General features: G+C 42.7%; 6 protein-coding genes. All 6 read right to left on the bottom strand.

The features are described 5' to 3' along the window. A partial coding sequence (locus K6C05_RS07735; protein WP_296733291.1) for a flagellar cap protein FliD N-terminal domain-containing protein occupies positions 1-152 on the bottom strand: 152 nt, incomplete at its 3' end. A gap of 14 nt (positions 153-166) precedes the next feature. After that, positions 167-628: a flagellar protein FlaG gene (locus K6C05_RS07730; RefSeq protein ID WP_296733288.1), complete on the bottom strand. Its 462-nt coding sequence runs from the start codon at positions 626-628 to the stop codon at positions 167-169. Between the two features lie 37 nt (positions 629-665). Beyond that, positions 666-887, bottom strand: coding sequence for a carbon storage regulator CsrA (gene csrA / locus K6C05_RS07725; RefSeq protein WP_296733285.1), 222 nt, complete (start codon positions 885-887; stop codon positions 666-668). 3 nt (positions 888-890) lie between these two features. After that, entirely contained in the window at positions 891-1,334 is a 444-nt protein-coding gene (gene fliW, locus K6C05_RS07720; RefSeq protein ID WP_296733283.1) for a flagellar assembly protein FliW, read from the bottom strand. Positions 1,335-1,361: 27 nt separating this feature from the next. Further along, a complete protein-coding gene (locus K6C05_RS07715) occupies positions 1,362-1,955 on the bottom strand; it encodes a DUF6470 family protein (protein WP_296733280.1) in 594 nt (197 codons plus the stop codon). Continuing rightward, positions 1,945-2,067, bottom strand: coding sequence for a hypothetical protein (locus tag K6C05_RS07710; RefSeq protein WP_296733278.1), 123 nt, complete (start codon positions 2,065-2,067; stop codon positions 1,945-1,947). Before K6C05_RS07710 ends, K6C05_RS07715 begins: the two co-directional genes overlap by 11 nt. Between the last annotated feature and the right edge of the window lie 88 nt (positions 2,068-2,155).

Here is a 2,155-nt window from a genome sequence, read left to right as displayed (position 1 = left end):
ACATTATTGTATGCTTCCTTGAGCCAGGTATTCTTGGTTTCCTTTTGCTGTAGCTTGTCAAGCTGTTTCTGTTTGGACATCATCCCCATTTTTACCAGGGATTCTACATCCAGACCGGAGCCTGATAAGCCATATATGCCATTTGCACCCATAATGAGGACCTCCTTTATGCGTTCTTATCCAAGAATGCCCCAATCCATTCCTGTGCTTTAATCATACCTTCCACCATTTCCTCTGGTGGATATTCCTTGATAACCTCATTGGTCTTCTTGTCTACCATCTTGACAGACATTACATTGACTTCCTTGTGATACTTGAATTCCAGGTCACAATTAAGCTTGCTCATAAGCTCGTTAAGTTCCTTTGTCATTTCACTGACAAATTCCTCATTGAGACTGTCAAGAGCCTGTTCCTTGTTATCCTTTTCTTTATTCTGGTTATCAGCCTGATCCGCATCCGTTGATGCATTAACCTTGCTCTGAATAACCGCTTCTGTGCTTAACTGATCCTCAGGGGCCGGTGCAGACTGCTGTACTACAGGCTCCTGCGCTTTTTTTTGGGTACTGCCACCATCTACCGCTGAAACCACAACAGCAGCAGTTGTCATGTCCGAAATGCTTCCTATCATTTTTAATCCCTCCGTAGAATAAATAAGATATAATCCATTATTTAGGTAACGCCTGAGACAAATCTATATTATCAGCCGGAGCTGCAGCCTTACGGTTCTCTTCCTGAATAACTCTATAGATTTCTCCTCTATAAACCTTAACACTGCGAGGTGCATCGATAGCGATGCGAACATTATCACCGTTGACCTCAACAATGTTGATAACTATGTCATCCCCAATCATGATCTGTTGCTTGGGGTGTCTGGTCAGTACAAGCATGTTCTATTCCTCCTTTTTCTTCGGGAACAGTCTATGCTTCGTAGTATAGCTGGTCTTCTCCAAAACAATCTGCTTGGCCTTCATATTGGCCTGATTTATCACAATTGGAGCCAGTAAATTCGTAGTCATGTCCGGAACACCTGTAGGTGGTACGGTAATTAGGGAGCATACAAGAACATCCGCATCATTGCTGACTCCCAATTCCTTCATGTTGGCATCATCCAATTCAAAGGTATAATCCGGGAAAAATACAAATGGATCTGTCATCAAAAAGGCCAGCTCCGGACTGGATACCGACTGCAGGTACAAATATGGGCTTTCAGCATCATAAGGAAGTACGGTAAACTCATGCTCATCCTCAAAAGCCGGAATACCATGGTCGAAGACAATAATTGAATCATCCTCTACCTCTATTTCACCAAATCTTGTAGTATTAATATTTTTCATTACTTAATAACCTCCACAATTACATTATCAAGCATAAATATCATAATGCCCCTGAGTAACCCATTGTTTCACATAGCCCTTGCTGGCCAGCGTCGTTTCTGCTGAGCCTGGCTGATTTTCAATCTCGGGGGTACCCGTTGAATGAATTTCCATGGTATCACTTCCTGGGTCCATTTTACCCTTTATTTGAGATGGTGTCACGGTAATTTTTGGCATGGGTATCAGCTTCGCCTCCCATGCCGGCCACTGTACCATCTGACTACGGAGCCTTGATTTTGCCTCCTGCCCAATAAGGTTGCTTCCAGGCTTTGCACCATTTTTGGCAAAATTCCAGCCTGACTGGGTAAGCCGTGATGTATTCTGGGCTACAGACTGCAGGCCCTCACCACCATATTTGGCAGCAAAATCACGATGATTTAAAAATCCATATGCCTTACGGCTCTCATAGGAATCTATGTCAACCTTAACCTGTGTCGCCGCCACATCTGCCAGGGGAGGATCATAATGGCGATGCATCTCAGCAGGCCTAAAGGTGTTTTTTATGGCCCTGGCCTGTTCCTGGTGAATGCTTATCTGTGGCAGTTCATGACGAATATTCAAATATAACATTTCAGATAACATAAGCATTCACCTCCCCTTTAAAATAGAATCGTAATATCAAGTATAAATAATAAATTATTTTATTATAACGCCATTGTTCAAATTTTTCTTCTTTAGAAGAAAAATCTTCCAATTAGCGTTTCAACGAGCTGGGAGATATGCTCGCCAGCTGTTGTAGTTTGTTTTCCCCCACCTAAAGAGGAAGGGGACATCTTAAAGCT

This window comes from Anaerovibrio sp., from assembly GCF_024697385.1.
Classification (GTDB): Bacteria; Bacillota; Negativicutes; order Selenomonadales; family Selenomonadaceae; genus Anaerovibrio.
Note: the sequence above shows the minus strand (reverse complement) of the source record. Positions and strands in the feature narration are given on the sequence as shown.

What these genes read in the sequence shown, in the direction of transcription:
- csrA (WP_296733285.1), bottom strand. Translation starts at nt 887, where the DNA reads ATGCTTGTACTGACCAGACACCCCAAGCAACAGATCATGATTGGGGAT.
- K6C05_RS07715 (WP_296733280.1), bottom strand. Translation starts at nt 1,955, where the DNA reads ATGTTATCTGAAATGTTATATTTGAATATTCGTCATGAACTGCCACAG.
- K6C05_RS07730 (WP_296733288.1), bottom strand. Translation starts at nt 628, where the DNA reads ATGATAGGAAGCATTTCGGACATGACAACTGCTGCTGTTGTGGTTTCA.
- fliW (WP_296733283.1), bottom strand. Translation starts at nt 1,334, where the DNA reads ATGAAAAATATTAATACTACAAGATTTGGTGAAATAGAGGTAGAGGAT.